Genomic DNA, 19,901 nt, shown 5'->3' on the forward strand with positions numbered 1-19,901 from the left:
GCGCGGGAGGAACCGAAGTCGAGCGCCCACGATGCGCACCTGTTCAGAACCGGAAGCGGGTGGTGCGGCCGGCGCCGCGCACAACGCCCCCGGATACGCCAAAAGCCCCGGATCATCCGGGGCTTTCGTTCTGTAGCAGGAGCGGGGCTTGAACCCGCGACCTCACGATTATGAGTCGTGCGCTCTCACCAACTGAGCTACCCTGCCGCACGGCATCCGCACTGCAGATGCGAATACTGCGAGCCCCGAGTCAGGATTGAACTGACGACCCCTTCCTTACCATGGAAGTGCTCTGCCACTGAGCTATCGGGGCGTGCTGCCCCTCGCGGGGCAACCACACGAGAATACCATCACTGTGGCGTCCTCATGAAATCGAGGCGGGTCAGTACGAGTACCGACCCGCGTTCTCACGGAGCCACGGGAGCGGATCGATCGTGGAGCCGTTGATGATGATCTCGAAGTGCAGGTGGGCGCCGTAGGAGCGGCCGGTGTTGCCGGTGTGGCCGACGACGTCGCCGACCTTCACGGTCTGGCCGGGCTTGACCTGCAGCGAGCCGTACTGCATGTGCGAGTAGTGGCTCGTGACGACCTGACCGTCGATGACGTGGTCGATGTAGACGGTCACGCCGTAGGCGCCGCCCTGCTCGGTCGCGATGCGCACCACGCCGTCTGCGACGGCCTGGATCGGAGCACCCTCACCCGGCACGAAGTCGATGCCCTCGTGCAGTCGGCCCCAGCGCATGCCGTATCCGGAGCTCATGCCCACGCCGACCTTGAACGGCCACTGGATCGCGGCCTCGGGGTCGTTCGTGAAGACCTCGTTGGAGTAGTTGATGCCCTCTTCCGAGGCGACCTCGATCAGGGACATCGTGGAGAAGCTGTCGGAGCGGGCCAGCGTGTCGTTCTGCACGTCGGAAGACGTGACGAACGCCTGGATCTCGTCGCTCTTGTCACCGGTGGCGCCAGCGCCCGATGCGGCGACGAGCGACGTGGCCGACAGCGGCTGGCCACCCTGCACGGCCGCGACAGCCTCTGCCGGAAGAGTCAGGCCGACGGCCAGGAGCCCAGCGAGGCTCATCACGCCGACGGTCGCACCGACGGCGAGGAACTTGCGAACGGGCGGACGGCGGCGAGCCACGTGGGTGGTAGTCGGCGCCTCGTCGGCCGGAGCCGTCTCGGACTCTGCAGCCGGCTCCTCGGCGGATGCCGTGGGAGTCGGGCCGGTCGCGACGGTGCGGAAGACACGGGACGCGGTCGTGAACGGGTCGGCGTCGGCGTCAGCCGCGTCGGGGGCCGAAGCGTCGGCGGCAGCGTGCTCTGCGATGACCTCGTCGTCGGGAGCCTGCTCTGCGGCAGCGTGCTCTGCGGCGACGGGCGCGTCCTCGACCTCGACGATCTCAGCCGGGGCGGAGGCGTCGGTGTCGGCGACCTCGAGGTCGCCGGACTCGGACGCCGCGGTCGCGGCGGCGACGGCGGTCGCGGCGACGAACACCTCGGCGGTCGTCAGTCGTTCACGGGCGGCGCGGCGGGACAGCGGTGCGGCGGAGACGGAGGAGGTGTCTTCGGAGTCGGCTGCCTGTACCTCTGCCGCGGTGGCCACGATGGGCTCGGTGCGGAGTCGGCTGGACCGGCGCGTGGGCGCAGAGGCAGCCTGGGGGTTCTCGAAGGGCAAAGCGAATTCTCTCGGGTTAGACGTCACGCAGGGGGGCGTTCGAGCTCTCATCGTTCGGGGCGACGAAAGTAACGATCGGATAAACCCTAGCCCGATGAGGCTGGGAATGCCATGAATCGCTCACGTTTCTTCTCCGATGATCTCATGGATGCGGTCGTGAACCGCAGTTCCCCCCGCGACGAGCAGGGGTCTCGGCGTGTCGGCGCCGGTGCGTGACACGCGACCGCCGGCCTCGGCGACGAGCAGTGAGCCCGCCGCGAGATCCCAGGGCTTGAGGCCGCGCTCGAAGTACCCGTCGAGACGCCCGGCCGCGACGTAGGAGAGGTCGAGCGCCGCGGACCCGGAGCGGCGCAGGTCGCGCGCCATGGTCATGACGCGCCGCACCGTCGCGAGGTCGCCGTCATGGGTCGAGGGGTCGTATCCGAAGCCTGTGCCGAGCAGCGCCCCCGCCGGGGTCGACTCGTTGACCGACAGCCGCTGTTCGCCGAGCCGCGCCCCGTGGCCGCGAGCCGCGGTGAAGAGCTCGTCGGCGGCGGGCGAGTAGACGGCCCCGGCGAGCGCCTCCCAGGAGTCCGGAAGGGTACTGCCGTGCACAGCGGCGATGCTCACCGCGTACATCGGGATGCCGTAGGCGTAGTTCACGGTTCCGTCGATCGGGTCCACGACCCAGGTGACGCCCGTCTCCCCCGGCGTCGGCTCCGTCTCCTCGCCGAGGAATCCGTCGCCGGGTCGCGCCGAGCGCAACCGATCCCGGATGAGCGCCTCGACCTCGCGGTCGGCTTCGGTGACGATGTCGGCGATCGACGACTTCGTCGCCGCGAGACGAACACCCTCCGCACGGCGACGGCGCGCCAGGTCGCCCGCTTCCCGTGCGATCTCTGCCGCGAGGTCGCGCAGTTCGAGATCGACGCTCACTGCGGCGGCATCGGCGGAGCAGGCGGGTACGCACCGGGTGCGTCGGGCGCGGGCGGAACCGGCGGCACCCCGGGGGCCTGGGCGGTCGGCGCAGGCGGAGCAGGCGAGGGCGGAGCAGGCGCGGGCGGCGGAGGCGTGGGCGAGTACGTCGGTGCACCGGCCTCCGGCGCGGGCGGGTAGCTCGCGACCGGGAATGGCTGCGGAGCCGCGACCGCGAGCGGAGCCTGCTGGGGCGGAGGCATCACCGACGGGTGCCCCGTGTAGTAGGCGTTCCAGTCGGGCGAGCCGTCGGGCAGGACAGGAAGCGGCGTCACACCATCGGCGTAGGTCGGCCAGGTGGGCGCCGCGGTGAGCGGCTGCGGCGCACGCGCCTTCTTCGGTGCGAACAGCGCGTTGAGCAGCGGGATCAGCGTGGTGCCGACCGCCGCGAGGATCGTCAGCGCGACGACGATGCGCCAGTACAGCTCGCCGTAGTCGAACGTGTGCGGGAACGTGAGGAAGAACACCAGCATCCCGACGAGCGCCCCGAGGAACACCAGAGTCGCGATGTAGATGATGCGCGTGAAGGTCGTGCGGTGGCGCTGCGCCGCCGGCGTGAAGAGGCGGACGTGCAGCAGCGCGAGCTGAAGGATGCCGACCACCAGCAGCAGCTGGAAGAAGCGCTCCGCTCCGGTGAAGTAGGCGTCGTCTTCGGGGAGCCAGATCTTGACCGCCCCGACCAGGAGCGCGACGATCCAGGTCACCATGCTGGCCAGCGCGAGCCAGTCAGGGCGGTTCGGCGCGAGGCTCGCCTCGAGGATCGCGATGCCCGCGAACCCGGCGAGCAGCAGGATCGTGAGGAACGCGCGGCCGATCAGTCCGTCCTGGTCCCCGACCAGCACCCAGATGACGCACACGAGCGCGGCGGCGATCAGAGCGCCGATCGCGATCCAGATCGCTCCCCGGATGAGGAGGGACAGGTTCTTCTTCTCGGCCAGCGGCTGCGGCGGCTGGGCGATCTCCGGCTGGGACATCGCGTTCCTCTCGTTGTGCGGCGTTGCGTTCATCCTTGCACGTGGCCCGTCCGATCAGCGGCGGCGGAGCAGGGCGCGTGAGGAATCGCGCGGAACGCGGTTCCGTGCAGAAGAGGTCAGCGTGCGGAGCGCGACGACGCCGCGGCGAAGGCGGCGATGCGCGCCTGTGCATCGGGCGTGGCCATCGCGGCGCCGATCGACCGCGCCTCCTCGCTGAGCTGCTCGGCGAAGGTGCGCTCCGGCTGCGACCGGACCAGACGCTTGGCCTGCCCGTACGCCTCCGCTGCTCCGGCCAGCCAGAAGCGCGCGATCTCCTCGGCACGGGAGCGCACGAGCTCGGCTTCGCCCGCGGCATCCTCTGCCCGCACCGCCTCGGCGGCGAGCCCCCAGTCGACGGCCTCCTCGGCCGTGAGCAGCCGGTCCTGCAGCACGAGCTGCAGGGCTCGGCGCTGGCCGACGGCCCGCGCGAGCTGCGCCGACACCGACAGATCGGGGGTCAGCCCGATGTTCGCGTACAGGCTGCCGAGGCGCGACCGGGATCCGACCACGGCGTAATCGCTGCTGAGCAGGATGCCGAGGCCGCCGCCCGCCGTGGTGCCGTGCGCTGCGACCACCACGGGCACCGCGGACTCGGTGAGCGAGCGGATGCCGCTGTTGATGACCTCGGCGAGAGCCGTGATGTCGGTGCCGGCGCCCGACGTCGTCGCCATCTCGATGACGTCGCCGCCCGCGCAGAACGACGGTCCTGCCGCGTCGATGAGGATCGCCCTGACGTCGTCTCGCGCGACGGCCTCCGCTGTGGCGTCGCGCCAGGCGTGGGCCAGTTCGGCGTTGAAGGCGTTCAGCCGCTCCGGGCGGTTGAGGGTGAGCCGTGCCAGCCCCTCGTCGACGGTGGAAAGGATGACATCGCTCATGGCTTCTCCTTCGAGCACAGGACGTATGCCCCCAGGCTAACCGCGATCAGGAATCGGCCCATACGCGGGACGTGAACGCCTCCATGCGGCGGCGAGTGCCGTCGAGGCGGAAGTCCACCTGGCCGGCGGCGCGGATCTCGTTCGGCGCGAGCGGGTGCGCGAGTCGCACGTTGTCGTGGCACGAGAGGTCGGCGCAGATGTACGTGCCGACGGAGTCGCCTCGCGCGCCGGCTTCACCCGTGCGTCGAGCCGAGAACAGGGCGACCTGGTTCCCCGGCTGCATCGTGTGGCAGATGTTGCACATGCCGGAGCGTGCGCGGCCGGGCTCGGAGACGCGCAGCACGATGCCGGCGATGGACCCTTCGTGCTGCACGAGCACGTATCCGCGGCGTCCCGCGCCCGGGTCGCGCCAGGCGAAGAAGTCGAGGTAGTCCCAGTCGATGAGGAGGAAGTCGTGCGGCATCTCCATGATGCGCAGTTCATCGGGATCGGCGTTGACGAAGGACGCACGGACGTCTGCCTCGGTGAGCGCTCGCATCCGCCCAGTCTAGGCAGACCGTCGGGTGGAGGCTCCGTGCACGCGGTCGAGTTCGGCCTGGCGGAGAAGGCGCAGCAGGGCCCTCGGCGGGTGCGGTCGCTCGAGGAGCGAAGGCCGCTCGATCGCGGCGACCCCCGCGACCGTAGCCCGCACGGATCGCCCGTCGCGCCGCACGAGATTCATGGCGCACAGCGCCTCCACGTCGGCCCGCAGACGAGCGGTGCCGAACGGCCGGCGCGCCCTCCTCGCCTCGATCAACGCGCGCTCCCCCAGCGGCTCCGCGGCATGCAGCTCGGCATCCACGATCAGCGCGAGCAGCACTCGCAGCCGAGGCGCGAGGTCGGCACCGCGGCGGTCGCCGCGGACGAGCTCCTCGTCGATGCTGAGGTCGAGCAGGGCACGCCGCTGCAGGCGCGTCTCGCCCGAGGGCCAGTCGGCCGGACGTTCGTCGAACTGCGGATGCATGATCGCGGTCATACCTATGAGACGCCGTCCACGGCGATTCATTACGCCGGTGCGCGGAGAAGACGCGGGGAAGCGACGAGAGGATGCCGTCGGCGTCCGCCCGATCAGCGCGACGCGCGCTGCATCGCCTGGTCTGCCTCCGAGACGATGTCCCTCATGGCGGCGGCCGCGCCGTCGGCGTCGCCGCTCGCGACCGCGAAGGCGACGTCGCGGTGCCACTGCACGGCGTTCTGATCGGCGATGTGCGGCATCAGGTCATGCTCGGTGCGACCCCGGAGCACGGCCTCGACCGTGTCGCCGAGTGCTGCGAGCATCGCGTTTCCCGATGCTTCCAGCAGCAGTCGGTGGAAGCGCACGTCTGCCGCGAGGTAGCGCTCGCGGTCGGCCTCGTGATCCTCCTGCCCCATCTCGACGACCAGAGAGACGAGGTCGACCTTCTGCGCTGCTGTCGCACCGCCGGCGGCGAGGCGCGCGGCGAGAGGTTCGATCGCCGCGCGGAGTTGACTGAGCTCGCGCAGCTGTTCATCGCGCCCCGGGCCGTCGAGACGCCACGCGATGACCTCGGGAGCGTAGACGTTCCAGTCGGCGCGCGGTCTCACCTCGACCCCCGACTTGCGGCGCACCCACACGAGCCCGAACGACTCGAGCACGCGCACCGCCTCGCGCGCGGCCGACCGGGACACCCCGCGCCGTTCGGCGATCTCGACCGTCAGCATCCGCGAGCCCGGCGCCTGCGCGCCGTCGACGATGGCTCGACCGAGCTCGTCGACGAGGGAATCGTGCAGCGGACTGCCGTTGCGCGGAGCGGTCATAGATCGAGTATGCCCGGCGATTCCGCGTCACGCAGCACATCAAACCCCGCGAACGCAAATCATGACCATCATGATCGGAAAACGTGCTTATTATGTACGACGTAAAGCCGTTCGCCCGGATCAAGGAAGCTCATGGCACCCACCCCGTACCTCAGCACGCTCGCGGCCGCCGTCTCCGACGCCGCCCCGGCGGATCGTCCAGCCGGTCAGCTCATCGTCGCCGCCGTCCTCGGCATCGCGGTCATCGTCATCCTCATCACGTGGGTGAAGCTGCACCCGTTCCTCTCGCTCACCATCGGCGCCCTCGCCACCGGCGCGATCGCCGGCATGGACATCGGCGCCTCGGTGACGAGCTTCTCCACCGGCTTCGGCTCGACCATGGGCGGCGTCGGCATCCTCATCGCCCTCGGCGCGATCTACGGCAAGCTGCTCGCCGACTCCGGCGGCGCCGACCGCATCGTCGACACGCTCGTGTCCCGCGCGAGCGCCCGATCGCTTCCCTGGGTCATGGGCCTGATCGGCGCCGTGATCGGTCTGCCCATGTTCTTCGAGGTCGGCCTCGTGCTGCTGGTGCCCGTCATCATCCTCGTCGCCCGCCGCTCGGGCCAGTCCCTCATGCGCATCGCCATCCCCACGCTCGCCGGCCTCTCCGCGATGCACGGACTCGTGCCGCCGCACCCCGGCCCCCTCGCCGCCATCGACGCGCTCGGCGCGAACCTCGGCCTGACCCTCGCCTTCGGCGTGATCGTCGCGATCCCCGCCGTGATCATCTCCGGCCCGCTGTTCGCGCGATTCGCCGCCCGCTGGGTCGACGTCCCGGTCCCCGAGCTGTTCGTCTCGGCCGAGGACGCCGGCGACGAGCCGGCCCGCCGCCCGTCGTTCGGCGCCACGCTCACCAGCATCCTGCTTCCGGTGTTCCTCATGCTCGCCAAGGCGATCGCCGACATCACGGCCCCCGGTTCTGACGCACCCTGGAAGGTCGCCCTCGACTTCCTCGGCACCCCCGTCATCGCGCTGCTGATCGCGGTGATCGCCGGCTTCTTCATCCTCGGCCGCGGCGCGGGGTTCACCCGCGACAGGGTCAACGACATCGTCGGCTCGTCGCTGGGTCCGATCGCCGGCATCCTGCTCATCGTGGGCGCCGGCGGCGGATTCAAGCAGGTGCTGGTCGACACCGGCATCGGCGAGGTCATCGCCCAGTTCGTCTCCGGCTCCTCGGTGTCGGTGCTCGTGCTCGCGTGGCTCGTCGCCGTCGTGATCCGCATCGCGACGGGTTCGGCGACGGTCGCGACGATCACCGCGGCCGGCATCCTGCAGCCGCTCACCGAGACGCTCGACTCCCCGATGGTCGCGCTGCTCGTGCTGGCCATCGGCTCGGGCTCGGTGTTCCTCTCGCACGTCAACGACGCCGGGTTCTGGCTGATCAAGGAGTACTTCGGTCTCAGCATCCCGCAGACGCTCAAGTCGTGGACCGTGCTCGAGTGCCTCATCTCGGTGACCGGCCTCGCCGGCACCCTTCTGCTGAGCCTGGTGGTGTGACCGTGATGATGACCTCGCAGGCCCCCGTCCTCGTGTTCATGGGCGTCGCCGGCACCGGCAAGTCCACGGTCGCCGCCATGCTCTCCGGCCGCCTCGGCTGGACGTTCGAGGAGGGCGACGACCTGCACCCCGAAGCGAACGTGAAGAAGATGGCGTCCGGCCATCCGCTCACCGATGAAGACCGCTGGCCGTGGCTCGATCGCATCGCGGAGTGGATCGACGAGCGCATCGCCGCCGGCGAGCCGGGCATCATCACGTGCTCGGCGCTCAAGCGCAGCTATCGCGACGTGCTGCGCCGCGACGCGGTGACCTTCGTGCACTTCGCCGGCGACCGCGAGCTGATCCTGGAGCGGATGCTGCGCCGTCAGGGTCACTTCATGCCGACGACGCTCCTCGACTCGCAGTTCGCCACACTGGAGCCGCTGGGCGCCGACGAGAAGGCGATCGAGGTGTCGATCGACGAGACGCCCCAGCAGCAGACCGCCGAGATCGCGACCCGTCTGCGGCTGCTCGCCGACTACTGACCCGGCCGGTCCGGCGGGCGCTCAGCGATAGAGCAGGTCGGATGCCACGGCATCCGACCACTCCGGCACGGCGAGGGCGTCGGGCACATCCCAGGCGCCGGAGACGATCTGCGCGAACGCGCCCCGGACGCCGAAGAGCTTCTCGAGCGGCGACCAGTCGGACTCGCCGGGCATCGGCACGAGCGAGCACTCCTCCAGCGCTCCGGGGTGCAGCTCGGCGAGCAGCGACAGGAGCCGCACGCCGGTGCGCACCGGGCGCAGCGCATCAGGGTCGGTCACGTGCAGGATCACGCCCTCGCACGCCTCTCCTGCATGATCTCGCACGAGCGGCGTGAAGCCGTACGGCACCGCCGCGAGCCCGGGCAGACCAGCCGCTCCGATCGCCTTCGCGTACGCCTCGCCGTCGATGAACGGCGCCGCGATCACGCGGAACGGGACGGCGGTGCTCCGCCCCTCCGAGACGTTGACCCCCTCGGCCAGGCAGGTTCCGGGGTAGAGCAGAGCGGTCGCGGCCGAGGGCAGGTTCGGCGACGGCGGCATCCAGGTGAGCTCCTGCCGCCCGAGGGCCGACCGCGCGCGGTTCCAGCCCGCGGCCTCGACGACGTGCAGCTCGACGTCGATCCCCCGCGTGCGCACCCAGTGCCTGGCGAGCTCGCCGATCGTCAGCCCGTGGCGGATGGGCATGGTCCAGCGTCCGACCAGCGACCGGGCGCCCTCATCGAGCATCGGCCCCTCGGCCTGGTCGAGACGCCCGCCGATCGGGTTCGGTCGGTCGAGGACGACGACCGCGACCCCGCTGTCGGCGCACGCCTCGAGCACGTGACTGAGAGTCCAGATGTACGTGTAGAACCGGGCCCCGACGTCGGGGAGGTCGACGAGCAGCACGTCGATGCGGCCGAGGTCGTCGGCCGACGGACGCACCTGGTCGCCGTAGAGGCTGCGCACCGGCACGCCGATCACGGGGTCGGTGTCGTCGCCGACCAGCTCGCCCTCCCTCGCCCGCCCGCTGAGTCCGTGCTCCGGCCCGAAGAGCAGATCGAGCGTCCACCCCGCCTCGACCAGGGACTCGCGTCCCCGCCGGAGGTCGCTCGTCAGCGCGAGGTCGTTCGTCAGCATCCCGAGCCGACGGCCGGCGAGACGGGTGGTGAGGGCCGCGGGGAGGTCGCGCGCGATGAGGCGGTCGATGCCGAGGAGCATGATCAGTCGATTCTGTGGTCGGTGACGGCGTTGAAGGTGCGCTGCAGGTTGTCGGAGATCGTGTCGTACTCGGCCTGCGCGATGCGCGTGAAGAGGAAGTCGAGCACGGCGAGCTGCGCGATGCGACTCGCCATCGCACCGGAGCGGAAGGTCGACTCGGACACGGCGGTCACCAGCACGCGGTCGCAGACCTGTGCGAGCGGCGAGCGCGGATTGTTCGTGATGGCGATGGTGGCGGCTCCTGCGTGCGCGGCGGTCTGCGCCGACTGCACGATCTCGAGCGTCCGACCGGAGTGCGAGATCGCGATGGCGACGTCGCGCCCGTCGAGCAGAGCGGCCCCGGTGAGCGCGAGGTGCAGGTCGGTGCGGGCCTGAGCCCAGAACCCCGCGCGGTGCAGCTTCTGTTCGAGGTCGAGGGCGGCCAGGCCGCTGGACGCGGTGCCGTAGATGTCGATGCGTCGGGCGCCGCGGATCGCGGCGACGCAGCGTTCCAGCTCGTCGATGTCGAGCTGGCGGGCAGTGCGCTCGATGGCGGCGGCCTCGGAGAAGGCGATCTTGCGCACGGTGGTGACCGCGTCGTCGTCGCGGTCGACGTCTCCCCCGGAGACCTGGAAGCGTTCGCGCTCGGAGTCGCTGCGACTGAGCTCTGCGGCGAGCGCCATGCGCATCTCGGGGTAGCCGGCGAAGCCGATGCTGTTCGTGAACCGCGCGACGCTGGCGACGGAGGTCGTGCACGCTCCGGCGAGCTGCGTGATGGACGCGTCGACGACGACCTGGGGTTGGGCGAGCACGTACTCGGCGACCCGGCGCTCGGTGGGGGTGAGCGCCGACAGGCGCTGGTGGATCGCGGTCACGACGCTGTTGGACACGTGAACATGATGACAGAGCCGTACCGGTTTTGGTAAAGATTTTCAGAAAGCTCTTGCATTCCTGAAAGTAATTCCCCAGAGTGTCTAGTGCGCGCCCCACTCCCCCGAGGCCGCAGCACGACAGAGCAGTCGCACGGCCCCCGCATCACCACCCCGACGCGAAGACGGACGCCTCTCCGTCGCACAGCAGAGCAAGCCGCCCCCATCGGCTCTCACCACCGAGAGGAACCCCATGCGACACCCATCGACACGCATCGCGCTCACCGCCGGCATCCTCGTCACGGGTCTCGCCGTGGCCGGCTGCGCACCGGCAGCCTCCAGCGGAGAGGCTGACGGCGGCGAGAACGTCACCCTGAAGATCTGGTCATGGCAGGCGTCGTCCTCCCCGAAGTGGGAAGCCGTCTTCGACAAGTACGAGGAGTCGCACCCCGGTGTGACGATCGAGTTCGAGGGCTTCCAGCCGACCGAGTACAACCAGATCCTCGCCACCGGCCTGGAGGGCAGCGACGGACCCGATATCGCGATGCTCCGCGCCTACGGCGGCATCCAGTCGGCGATCCAGTCCGAGCAGCTCGTGCCGATCGACGACATCGTCGACGGGCTCGACCAGTTCGACCCCACCGTGCTCCGCGCGGCACAGGGCAAGGACGACGGCGCGACCTACGGCGTCCCGTTCGCCTACCAGACCATGCAGATGTTCTACAACAAGACCATGTTCGACGAGATGGGTCTCGAAGAGCCGAAGGACTGGGACGAGTTCATCGACCTGCAGGAGACGCTGCTCGACGAGGGCGTCACCCCGATGGCCCTCGGCGCCCGCGAGGACTGGGTGCTGCCGATGTTCCACGACATCGTCGGATCGGCCCAGTACGGCGGAGCCGAGTTCGAGGAGAAGGTGCTCGCGGGCGACGTCGACTTCACCGACCCCGCCTACGTCTCGTCGCTGCAGACCGTGAAGGACATGCAGAAGTACCTCGACAAGAACGTCAACGCCATCGCGGTGGCGGATGCCGTGCTGCAGTTCACGTCGGGTCAGGCCGCGCAGTGGCCGGGCGGCTCGTTCGACCTCCCGACCTTCCAGAGCTCCGCACCCGACACCGAGTGGGGCGTGTACGAGGTGCCGCCGGCACCCGGCAGCGCGCTCGACCACGCGGTCACGCCCGGCTACGCCGACGGCAGCTTCGGCATCAACGCCGCCAGCGAGAAGCAGGATGCCGCGGCAGAGCTGCTGAACTGGATGACCACGACCGAGTTCGGCCAGCTCGTCGCCGACGAGGTCGACCAGTTCTCGGCGCTGCCCGGCGTGAAGTACTCCGACCCCCTCATGCAGGAGATGAACGAGCAGTACACCGCGAACCCCGCTCCGTACCTGCTCCTCGTCGACTTCCGCTACGGCGACCCCACGGGCACCGCGGTCCTCGGCCCGGACATCCAGGCGATGTTCCTCGGCGACAAGACACCCGAGCAGCTCGGCACCGACCTGCAGTCGGGCGTCTCCACCTGGTTCACCCCCGGTTCCTGATCCGCACCGAGGGGGCGCCGGCGACGGCGCCCCCTCTCGGAGCGAAAGACTCGACATGGCTCTGACCATCCCCCTCCGGCGCACGACGCCGAACCGCCGCAGCCGCACCGGCATCGCACTCACCACCCCGACCGCGCTGCTCTTCGTGCTTCCGGCGGCCGCGCTGTTCGCGGTGCTGATCCTGTACCCGATGCTCGCGGCGCTCAGCTACTCCCTGTTCGACTGGCAGGGCACCAGACAGGGCGGCTTCGCCGGCTTCGGCAACTACATCACGCTGCTCACGACCGAGCCGTACGCGTCCGAGCTGTGGAACGCGTTCGGCCACAACCTGCTGCTGTTCGTCGGTGCGCTGGTCTTCCAGAACTCCCTCGGCCTCGGCATCGCGACCCTGCTGCACCGCCGCAAGCGCACCAAACGCTTCTTCCAGACGATCTTCGCGCTGCCGTACCTCGTCAGCCCGATGGTGATCGGATACCTGTGGTCGCTCATGCTGTCGCCGCTGTTCGGTCCGGTGAACGCGATCCTCCGCGGTGTCGGCCTCGAGAGCCTCGCGCTCCCCTGGCTCGGCGACCCGCAGCTGGCGATCTGGGTCATCGTGCTCGTCAGTGCGTGGCAGTGGATCGGCTTCCCGATCCTCCTTTACGGGGCGGCGCTCGGCGGCATCCCGGAGGAGATCGAAGAGGCCGCATCTCTCGACGGTGCGACAGCCGGCAAACGGTTCCGCTACATCACCCTCCCGATGCTCACGCCCACGATCGGCATCATCACCGTGCTGACGTTCATCGGCAGCATGGAGGCGATGGCGATCCCGTTCGCTCTCGCCGGCTCCAACGGCGCACCCGCCGGGTCGACCGACGTCATGATGCTGCTCTTCTACCGCACCGCGTTCGAGTCGGGCAACCCGAACTCCATCGGCGTCTCGTCGGCGCTCGCGACCGTGCTCTTCCTCTTCATCATGGTGATCTCCGTGATCATCACCTCGACCATGCGTCGGGCCGAACGAAAGCTGTTCTGATGAGCCTCGTCACCGAATCGCGCACCGAGCCGAGCACCGAGGCGATCGTCTCACGGCGCCCCGATGCCCGCCGTCGGCGCAGCAGCCGCACCTCCGACACCCCGCTGCTCGGACGCTTCTTCGCGAACGTGTTCCTCTGGGGCTACGCGCTCGTCGCCATCGGGCCGCTGCTCCTCATGGTCAACAACTCGCTGCGCACCCAGCAGCAGATCGCGACCGAGCCGCTGGGGCTCCCCCTGCAGCCGACGTTCACGAGCTTCCAGAACGCCTGGATCACGGCATCCTTCGACACGTATTTCATCAACTCGATCACCGTGACGGTCGGATCGGTGATCGTCACGACCGTGGTGTCGGTGCTCGCCGCGTACGCGTTCGCCCGCGCTCGCGCGAAGTTCTTCCGCGGCATCGAGGCGGTGTTCCTGTCCGGGCTGATGCTGCCGGTGCACCTCGCGATCCTGCCGCTGTTCTACCTGCTCGACTCGCTGCGCATGACGAGCAACGTGTTCAGCCTGATCCTCGTGTACGGCGCCCTCGGCATCCCGTTCACGACGTTCGTGCTGACGGTGTTCTTCCGGGCGCTGCCGATCGAGCTCGAGGAGGCCGCGCGCATCGACGGCGCCGGTCCCTTCCGCACGTTCCTGCAGATCCTCCTGCCACTCGTGCGTCCTGCGCTCGCGACGGTGATCGTGTTCCGGTTCGTGCCGGTGTGGAACGACTTCTTCTACCCGCTGATCCTGCTGCGCGACCGCGGGTCGTACACGCTGCCGGTGGGCCTCACCCGCTTCTTCGGCGAGTACTCGACCGACTGGCCGCAGCTGTTCGCCGGCCTGACGATCGCGACGATCCCGCTCGTGGTGCTGTTCCTGCTGGCGACGAAGCAGATCATCAACGGCCTGACCTCCGGCATGAGCAAGTGACGCAGCGGTGGTGAACGCAGCGCCCGGATCGGCGTGGGCCTCGCTCACCTCGGCCGGCGGCATCGAGGAGGTCGTGGTCGCCGGGACCCCCGCGCACGACGACCGCACTCGCCTGACGGACGAGCACCTGTTCGACCTCGCCTCGGTGACGAAGATCTTCACGACCGTCACGGCCCTGCGACTGGTCGACGACGGATCGCTCGATCTCGACGCGCCGGTCGCGTCGGTGACGGCGGTGGGGTCGGGACGCGACGCCGAGACGATCACGCTGCGCCACCTGCTCACGCACACCTCGGGGCTCCCCGCCGAGGGGCGGCTCTGGCGCACCGGGATGCGCGGCGAGCAGCTGCGCGAGGCGGTGCTCGGTTCGGCACTGCTCACCCGCCCCGGCGAGACCCACCGGTACTCGGACGTGGGGTTCATCGCGATCGGCGAGCTGCTGGAACGGGTCTCCGGCCGCCGGCTCGACGATCTCGTGCGTGAGACCGCCGCTCTGATCGGAGCGGAGTCCCTGACCTGGACGCCCGGCGTCGAGCGTGCGGTCGCGACCGAGGTGCAACCCCACCGGGGCCTCGTGCGCGGAGAGGTGCACGACGAGCTCGCGGCCGCCCTCGAACGCCCCGCCGGGCATGCCGGGCTCTTCGGAACAGTGCACGACGTGGCAGCACTGGCCCGCGTCGTGCGCGACGACGGCATGGGCGCGGAGAGTCGCGTCCTGTCCCCCGGATCCGCACGGCTGCTGAGAGAACCCGTCGTGCAGGCGGAGGGATTCGAGCAGGCGGTCGGCCTGCGGGTCCGCGATGCACTGTGGATGGGGACGGCGGATGCCGTCGGCCACACCGGCTTCACCGGCACCGCCTTCGCGGTCTCCCCTCGCACGGGCGACTTCGGAGTCCTCCTGCTCAACCGCGTGCACCCCACGCGGGAGGATGCCGACGCGAGCGCCGCGCGTCGTTCGTTCTTCGCGTTCCTGGCGGCCTGACGAACGAGAAGGGCGGGAACCGTCATCCGGTCCCCGCCCTTCGCCGTTCGCGGAGCGCTCAGTTCTTGAAGGCGTCCTTGACGTTCTCGCCGGCCTTCTTGGCGTCGGCCTTGACCTGGTCGGCCTTGCCCTCGGCCTCGAGCTTGTCGTTGTCGGTCAGCTTGCCGACGGTCTCCTTCGCCTTGCCGGCGATGTCCTGAGCGGCGTTCTTGATCTTGTCGTCGAGTCCCATGATGCTTCCCTTCGTGGTGGTGGATCCTGACGGCGAGATGGTCTCTCGCCGTCTTATCGTCGGCCTGTGAGCATCCGACGATAAGTCTGTGAATGCGTGGATTCAGCTCCGGGTCAGGACAGGCGGCGCTGATCGTGGGCGAGCCGCGCGCGGAGTCCGGTGTGGATCGACACGTAGGTGGCTGTCTCGCGTCCGGTGAGGGTGGCGAGGTTGGTCAGCAGTCGGTCGAGGTGGTCGACGAGGTCGCGGGGGTCGGTGTTCTGCCGCGGGGTGACCGCGACGTGCAGCACCGGCTCGCGATGGATGTCGTTCGCGGTGACGCTCGTCGACAGGATCTCGTCGCGGTTCGCGAGGGAGTTCTTGACGGCATCCGACACGAAGGACTCCGTGACCGTCACGCGCCCCAGCGGGTTCTGCGACCCCGAGGAGCGCAGAGCGGTCTTCGAACGGCGACCCGCCACGCTGGTGAGCGCGAGGATCAGCAGCACGATGACGACGACGATGGCGGCGACGGCTCCGATCGCGACCCAGGAGACGCTGCCCCCGGCGATGGTCGTCGCGGCGATCGCCTGATCCAGCCAGGACTCGGAGTTCTTGCCGGCCTCGCTCCAGATCTCGCTCGCGGTGGGCCAACTCATGATCGCGATGCCCACGGCGCCGAGCGCCAGGAACAGGAGACCGATGATGAACAGCAGGATGCGGTTCAGGGCGCGATTCGTGTTGTTCACAGCTCGTCATCCTCCTGGGTCGGGCGTTCGATGCGCACGCGGGTGCGGACGCTGCGGGTGAGACGGTAGGTCTCGATCTCGGCCTCGGCGGCCGACTGCACGGCGGCCTTGTCGACGGGGATGCCGACGCCCGGCCGCACGGTGACGTCGACGCTGCGGTGTCCGACGCCGACGGTGACGTCATCGCGGGCGAGCCCGGTCTCCTCGGCGAGGTGCTGGGCGAGAGCGCTCGCGATCACGCCGTTGTCGACGACCACGGCGCGGTCGCCCGCGTCGATGGTGTGGCGGGAGAGTCTGCCCGGCGTCACGGCCAGCCAGATGAAGATGAGCCCGATGATCGCGAGCACGACGCTGCCGGCGATGACGAGGCCCGCGGGCTGGGCCGTCGGCAGTCCGACGAGCCACCCCGCCGCCGCGGCCGGACCGAGCAGGAGCGCGGGCTGGGCCAGGAGGCTCAGCACGATCTCGAGACCGATGTAGGCCAGGGCGAGGATGAGGAGGATGACCGCGACGAACATCGAGACGGTGCGCGGTGAGTGGGTCTCGCGTCGTACGACGCGACGCAGTGCCGGGCTGGTCATCGCACTCGTCTCCTTTCGGGGATGGTCGCTCCGGTGATGGTCAGCGCGATCCGGCTGACCTCGCGCCCGAGGATGCCGGTGAGGCGGTGCTGCAGCTGTTCCTGCAGCTCTCTGGCGCGGTCGAGGACGGGGGTGGTCTGGGAGATCGCGACGGTGTCGTCGAGATCGGGGACGGGAAGCGGGCTGGAGATGCGGAGGGCGATCCCCGTGCCTCGCTCGATGACGTCGGCCTTCACGTCACTGCGGGAGACGCCGATCAGCGACGCGGATGCCTGCTCCACGACGGTGCGATAGACGCGTTCCCGCACGTTGACGCGGCCGGGAAGGGCCTCCCCGCCGGTGGCGGGCCCCGAAGGGCCGCCACCGGCGATGACGTTCTGGTCGACGCGCATCAGGAGGTTCGCCGCCCCGTGAAGACGTCGGCGAGACTGCGGACGTCGAGCTTGCCGGACACGATGCGCCCCACGAGCGCTCCGATCCCGGCCAGCACGGCCACGAGGAGGAATCCCCAGAAGCCGAACTGGAGGGCGGCGAGCGCCAGGAGGGCACCGATCAGGGCGCCGGTGGTGGTGGGGCTCATGAGACGCGCGACTCCTCGTTCTCAGCGTTGTCGTCGCCCGGCACGTGCACGTCGTTGACCTCGACGTTGACCTCGACGACCTCGAGACCGACGAGGCGCGTGATCGCACCCGCGACGGCGGCGCGGACGTTGTTCGCGACCTCCTGGATGGGGGCGGGGTACTCGACGACGATGGTGATGTCGGCGGCGGCCTGGGTCTCCCCGACCTCGACCTTCACGCCCTGCGCGAGGTCGGTCGCGTTGATGACGTCGCGGATGGCGCCGAACGCACGGGCTCCGCCGCCACCGAGCGCGTACACGCCGGGGATCTCGCGCGCCGCGATACCGGCGACCTTCGCGACGACACCGTCGGCGATCGTCGTGCTGCCTGCGGCGTTCACGTCGGCGGGGACTCGCGACGTCGAGAACGACGACGAGCGGTCGACGCGCGGCGCGGGCGTGGCCGCGGCGGTGGTGTCAGCCAGCTCCTTCTCGGCGGGGCTGGTGGAGGTGTTCTTCTGGTCCTGCGTTGCCATGACGAGTCCTATCTGTATCGACGGCCGGCCGATCCCTGAGGGGTGTCGCCGGGAGCGTGTGTGTCGCTCATAGATAGGACGCACGAGGTGCGCGATTCGTCACAAAGAAGTTCGAGAAAGGGCGGAGAAGTTTCGGGAGGGAGGAGAAGAGAGCGCTGACGGGGTGCGGGGATAGCCGCGCACCCCGTCAGGACATCACTCTCGGGATGCCGCGGCGCTTCGCCGGCGGGACCTCGTCACGAGCACGGTGCCGCCCGCCACGAGGAGGGCCAGCGCCGTGAGGATCGTCGCGACGGGGAACTCGGTGCCGGTGGTTGCGAGGGAACCCGTCTGTGCGGAACCGGCGGCTCCGGGCGCTGCGGCGCCGCCGCTGCCGGTACCGCCGGGAGGCGTGCCGGGATCGGACGGGTCGACAGGATCGACAGGATCCACCGGATCGACAGGCTCCGCGGCGACGGCGGCGGGCGCGCTCTCCACCGCTGCGGCGTCGAGCGCGGTGACGACCCAGGTCTCTCCGGCCGCACGAGCCGTGGAGTCGAGTGCCGCGGGTTCGGAGGCCGGAACCGTGTAGCCCGCTTCGGCCGCGCCCCCTGCCCAGATCGTGTCGACGAGTGTGCCGCTTCCAGCGACGATCTCCTCGGGCGTGCCCGTGCCGCGGTAGATCGCATACTGGCGCGCTTCTGCGGCATCGCCGGCGCGCCACGTCAACCGGGCGCCGTCGAGGGCCAGGTCGGTCGGGGCGGCGACCGAGCCATCCGACAGCCACGGCTTGGCGGGAACCAGCGTGGGGTGCGCGAACGCCTCGCTGCGGAGCAGGTCGATCGCGGTGTTCTTCGCCTGGTGCTTGGGCTGCTGGTCGGCGGGCAGCGCCGCGATGTCGCTCGGCTTCATGTCGTTGTAGCTGAAGAGCACGCTGCCGTCGATCCCGTCGAGCTTCTGATCGAAGCGGATCTGGTTGGGCACCTCTTCGGGATTCATCCACGCGGCCTCCCACCCGCCGTTGTTCACGTGCTTGTAGAGGGCGTGACCGACGTAGATCTGCGTACGGCTGCCCTCTGCGACGTCGCTCCACCATCGAGCGAGCTCGCCGTACGGGGCGGCGGCCTGGTCGAAGCTCCAGTAGATCTGAGGTGTGAGGTAGTCGACCAGTTCGTCCTGCACCCACGCTCGGGTGTCGGCGAACACCGCGTTGCTGTAGGTCTGCGATGATCCGGTCGGCGTGTTCGAGCCGGCGGGGTTCAGCGCCCTGTGCTCCCAGATGCCGAACGGGCTGATCCCGAGCTGCACGGCCGTGCCGGCATCCGCGTTGTGCGCGTCGATGACGTCGCCGACCTGGGTGATGAGACCGGTGATGTTGTCGCGACGCCACGCCTCGATGCCCTCCGGGCTGTCGGCGTAACCCGCCGTCAGCCCGAACTCCTCGAACGTCGGCCGATCCTCGCCGGCCGAACCGAAGAACACGTTCACGCCGTCGACCGTGATGCGGTACGGGTAGAAGTAGTCGTCGAAGTGGATCGCGTCGACGTCGTAGTTCTCGACGATCTCGGCGACCGAGTCGGCGACGAACGCGGGCACCTCGGGCTGGCCGGGGTCGAGGAACAGCTTCTCTTCGAACGACAGCACCCAGTCGGGATGCTGGACGGCGAAGTTGTCGTCGGCGAGGATGCCGGCCTCGTTGAGCGCCTCGATGTACTCGGGGACGGTGAGAGCCTTGACCTCGTCGGCGGTGAGGCCGAGCGCGGAGAGGATGGCGGGCGCGGTCATCTTCGTGTTCGTCACCCGGTACGGGTTGAGCCAGGCGTGGAACTCCATGCCGCGCGCGTGGGTCGCGTCGACCATGCGCTGCAGCGGGTCGTAGCCCGGGTCGGCACCCTGGGTGCCGGTGAGGAACTCCGACCACGGGTTGAGGGTCGACGGGTAGTACGCGTCGAGCAGCGGCCTGACCTGGAAGATCACGGCGTTCATGTTCCACGCGGTGAAGTCGTCGAGCACCGCCGCGTACTTCGCGTCGAAGTCGGCGGCGTCGGTCGGCTTGCCGAAGTTGAGGTTGCCGATCGTGCCGACCCACGCGCTCGAGAAACGGCGGTTCTCTGGCTCGAGGCTCGTCGGGATCGTGACCTGCTCCCCTGAACCGGGGTACGTCTCCACGGGCGTCGCGCTGTACCCGTACGTGCCGTCGGCGTTCTTGACGTACGCGGTCAGCGCCTCCTCGTCGACGGCCGCTCCCGCGGCGGCGGCGGGCGCGGTCAGCGCGAGCACTGCCGCTGCAGCGATCGCGATGGGTCTTCTCTTCATCGAGTCCTCCTCAGTCCTCCTGGAAATCATTTCCGTAGGCGCAACCGATCGTGAAAGTTACTATCACTCTGACACA

Annotated in this window: 22 protein-coding genes and 2 tRNA genes; 6 read left to right on the forward strand and 18 right to left on the reverse strand. The window is 69.5% G+C overall.

Annotation, left to right across the window (positions count from 1 at the left end; translation table 11 throughout):
• Positions 1–133: 133 nt before the first annotated feature.
• From MRBLWO14_RS04565 to MRBLWO14_RS04605, 9 genes are all read right to left on the reverse strand, one after another.
• Positions 134–207: transfer RNA gene (locus MRBLWO14_RS04565), tRNA-Met, on the reverse strand.
• A gap of 34 nt (positions 208–241) precedes the next feature.
• Positions 242–313: transfer RNA gene (locus MRBLWO14_RS04570), tRNA-Thr, on the reverse strand.
• Positions 314–382: 69 nt separating this feature from the next.
• On the reverse strand, positions 383–1,600 hold the full coding sequence (locus tag MRBLWO14_RS04575) for a M23 family metallopeptidase (protein WP_341935273.1): 1,218 nt from the start codon (positions 1,598–1,600) through the stop codon (positions 383–385).
• A 192-nt stretch (positions 1,601–1,792) separates the two neighbouring features.
• Positions 1,793–2,587 carry an inositol monophosphatase family protein gene (locus MRBLWO14_RS04580; protein WP_341935274.1) on the reverse strand — a complete coding sequence of 265 codons (795 nt, stop codon included), beginning with the start codon at positions 2,585–2,587 and terminating at the stop codon, positions 1,793–1,795.
• Positions 2,584–3,600 (reverse strand): hypothetical protein, encoded by a 1,017-nt coding sequence (locus tag MRBLWO14_RS04585; RefSeq protein ID WP_341935275.1) that lies wholly within the window; start codon positions 3,598–3,600, stop codon positions 2,584–2,586. Before MRBLWO14_RS04585 ends, MRBLWO14_RS04580 begins: the two co-directional genes overlap by 4 nt.
• A 116-nt stretch (positions 3,601–3,716) precedes the next feature.
• Entirely contained in the window at positions 3,717–4,514 is a 798-nt protein-coding gene (locus MRBLWO14_RS04590) for an enoyl-CoA hydratase/isomerase family protein (RefSeq protein WP_341935276.1), read from the reverse strand.
• A gap of 46 nt (positions 4,515–4,560) precedes the next feature.
• Positions 4,561–5,052 carry an FBP domain-containing protein gene (locus tag MRBLWO14_RS04595; RefSeq protein WP_341935277.1) on the reverse strand — a complete coding sequence of 164 codons (492 nt, stop codon included), beginning with the start codon at positions 5,050–5,052 and terminating at the stop codon, positions 4,561–4,563.
• Between the two features lie 9 nt (positions 5,053–5,061).
• Entirely contained in the window at positions 5,062–5,529 is a 468-nt protein-coding gene (locus MRBLWO14_RS04600) for a hypothetical protein (protein ID WP_341935278.1), read from the reverse strand.
• Between the two features lie 92 nt (positions 5,530–5,621).
• Positions 5,622–6,329 carry an FCD domain-containing protein gene (locus MRBLWO14_RS04605; protein WP_341935279.1) on the reverse strand — a complete coding sequence of 236 codons (708 nt, stop codon included), beginning with the start codon at positions 6,327–6,329 and terminating at the stop codon, positions 5,622–5,624.
• Positions 6,330–6,461: 132 nt separating this feature from the next.
• Between MRBLWO14_RS04605 and MRBLWO14_RS04610 the strand changes: the two genes are divergently transcribed.
• Entirely contained in the window at positions 6,462–7,868 is a 1,407-nt protein-coding gene (locus tag MRBLWO14_RS04610) for a gluconate:H+ symporter (protein WP_341935280.1), read from the forward strand.
• A 5-nt stretch (positions 7,869–7,873) separates the two neighbouring features.
• The gene (locus MRBLWO14_RS04615; protein WP_341936164.1) at positions 7,874–8,392 is read left to right on the forward strand and encodes a gluconokinase; all 519 of its coding nucleotides are present in this window, start codon (positions 7,874–7,876) and stop codon (positions 8,390–8,392) included.
• A 21-nt stretch (positions 8,393–8,413) separates the two neighbouring features.
• Here MRBLWO14_RS04615 and MRBLWO14_RS04620 read toward each other — a convergent pair whose 3' ends face one another.
• Together MRBLWO14_RS04620 and MRBLWO14_RS04625 are read right to left on the reverse strand one after the other, a co-directional pair.
• A complete protein-coding gene (locus tag MRBLWO14_RS04620) occupies positions 8,414–9,589 on the reverse strand; it encodes a DUF1343 domain-containing protein (protein ID WP_341935281.1) in 1,176 nt (391 codons plus the stop codon).
• Positions 9,590–9,591: 2 nt separating this feature from the next.
• Positions 9,592–10,458: a MurR/RpiR family transcriptional regulator gene (locus MRBLWO14_RS04625; RefSeq protein ID WP_341935282.1), complete on the reverse strand. Its 867-nt coding sequence runs from the start codon at positions 10,456–10,458 to the stop codon at positions 9,592–9,594.
• Positions 10,459–10,690: 232 nt separating this feature from the next.
• Between MRBLWO14_RS04625 and MRBLWO14_RS04630 the strand changes: the two genes are divergently transcribed.
• From MRBLWO14_RS04630 to MRBLWO14_RS04645, 4 genes are read left to right on the forward strand one after another with little or no spacing between them, the layout of a single operon-like run.
• A complete protein-coding gene (locus MRBLWO14_RS04630) occupies positions 10,691–11,980 on the forward strand; it encodes an extracellular solute-binding protein (protein WP_341935283.1) in 1,290 nt (429 codons plus the stop codon).
• 55 nt (positions 11,981–12,035) lie between these two features.
• A complete protein-coding gene (locus tag MRBLWO14_RS04635) occupies positions 12,036–12,995 on the forward strand; it encodes a sugar ABC transporter permease (RefSeq protein WP_341935284.1) in 960 nt (319 codons plus the stop codon).
• Positions 12,995–13,912: a carbohydrate ABC transporter permease gene (locus MRBLWO14_RS04640; RefSeq protein WP_341935285.1), complete on the forward strand. Its 918-nt coding sequence runs from the start codon at positions 12,995–12,997 to the stop codon at positions 13,910–13,912. Before MRBLWO14_RS04635 ends, MRBLWO14_RS04640 begins: the two co-directional genes overlap by 1 nt.
• A 10-nt stretch (positions 13,913–13,922) precedes the next feature.
• Positions 13,923–14,894 (forward strand): serine hydrolase domain-containing protein, encoded by a 972-nt coding sequence (locus MRBLWO14_RS04645; protein WP_341935286.1) that lies wholly within the window; start codon positions 13,923–13,925, stop codon positions 14,892–14,894.
• Positions 14,895–14,952: 58 nt separating this feature from the next.
• Here MRBLWO14_RS04645 and MRBLWO14_RS04650 read toward each other — a convergent pair whose 3' ends face one another.
• From MRBLWO14_RS04650 to MRBLWO14_RS04680, 7 genes are all read right to left on the reverse strand, one after another.
• The gene (locus MRBLWO14_RS04650; protein ID WP_144876933.1) at positions 14,953–15,126 is read right to left on the reverse strand and encodes a CsbD family protein; all 174 of its coding nucleotides are present in this window, start codon (positions 15,124–15,126) and stop codon (positions 14,953–14,955) included.
• 113 nt (positions 15,127–15,239) lie between these two features.
• Positions 15,240–15,854, reverse strand: coding sequence for a hypothetical protein (locus tag MRBLWO14_RS04655; RefSeq protein WP_341935287.1), 615 nt, complete (start codon positions 15,852–15,854; stop codon positions 15,240–15,242).
• A complete protein-coding gene (locus MRBLWO14_RS04660) occupies positions 15,851–16,435 on the reverse strand; it encodes a DUF6286 domain-containing protein (RefSeq protein ID WP_341935288.1) in 585 nt (194 codons plus the stop codon). The genes MRBLWO14_RS04655 and MRBLWO14_RS04660 overlap by 4 nt, the downstream gene beginning before the upstream one ends.
• Positions 16,432–16,827, reverse strand: a complete 396-nt coding sequence (locus MRBLWO14_RS04665; RefSeq protein WP_341935289.1) for a hypothetical protein — start codon at positions 16,825–16,827, stop codon at positions 16,432–16,434. The genes MRBLWO14_RS04660 and MRBLWO14_RS04665 overlap by 4 nt, the downstream gene beginning before the upstream one ends.
• Positions 16,827–17,015: a DUF2273 domain-containing protein gene (locus tag MRBLWO14_RS04670; protein ID WP_341935290.1), complete on the reverse strand. Its 189-nt coding sequence runs from the start codon at positions 17,013–17,015 to the stop codon at positions 16,827–16,829. The genes MRBLWO14_RS04665 and MRBLWO14_RS04670 overlap by 1 nt, the downstream gene beginning before the upstream one ends.
• Positions 17,012–17,530 (reverse strand): Asp23/Gls24 family envelope stress response protein, encoded by a 519-nt coding sequence (locus MRBLWO14_RS04675; RefSeq protein ID WP_341935291.1) that lies wholly within the window; start codon positions 17,528–17,530, stop codon positions 17,012–17,014. Before MRBLWO14_RS04675 ends, MRBLWO14_RS04670 begins: the two co-directional genes overlap by 4 nt.
• Positions 17,531–17,725: 195 nt before the next feature.
• On the reverse strand, positions 17,726–19,825 hold the full coding sequence (locus MRBLWO14_RS04680; protein ID WP_341935292.1) for a family 10 glycosylhydrolase: 2,100 nt from the start codon (positions 19,823–19,825) through the stop codon (positions 17,726–17,728).
• Positions 19,826–19,901: the final 76 nt, after the last annotated feature.

It is taken from the genome of Microbacterium sp. LWO14-1.2 (assembly GCF_038397715.1).
Classification (GTDB): Bacteria; Actinomycetota; Actinomycetes; order Actinomycetales; family Microbacteriaceae; genus Microbacterium.